This window comes from Lapidilactobacillus concavus DSM 17758, from assembly GCF_001435835.1.
Taxonomy (GTDB): Bacteria; Bacillota; Bacilli; order Lactobacillales; family Lactobacillaceae; genus Lapidilactobacillus; species Lapidilactobacillus concavus.
This window is the reverse complement of record NZ_AZFX01000037.1, coordinates 1-314: the sequence shown is the minus strand read 5'-3', so window position 1 is coordinate 314 and position 314 is coordinate 1. Positions and strand designations below refer to the sequence as shown.

Below are 314 nucleotides of genomic sequence, written 5' to 3'. Positions count from 1 at the left end.
GGATATGACGTGTGTCTTGTTAGATATTTTTGAACGATTTCCAGCTTTAGCTCGGTTGGATAACGGTGCGGCCAAGCTCGCTTTAATCCCGCTTCGCCATCTTTGTGATAACGTTGGACCCATTGCTGGATCTGTTCACCTTTAATATTGTACTGAGTGCCAACTGCGTTAGGAGTAATTCCCTGCTCCACTAAGCTAATACACGCCAGTTTTTCCTTCAATGTATAGCGGGAACCTTTTCTTCCCATAAAAAACTCCTTCCTAAGTGTACAAGCTTTGATTATTTGCTTGTCTACTTAAGTAGGAGTATAGCC

At 42.7% G+C, this 314-nt stretch carries 1 protein-coding gene; it reads right to left on the bottom strand.

The genetic code is table 11. From position 1 onward, the window contains the following. Window positions 1-248 (bottom strand): helix-turn-helix domain-containing protein (locus tag FC15_RS03780; RefSeq protein ID WP_157051239.1); only part of this gene is annotated, 248 nt, incomplete at its 3' end. Window positions 249-314: the final 66 nt, after the last annotated feature.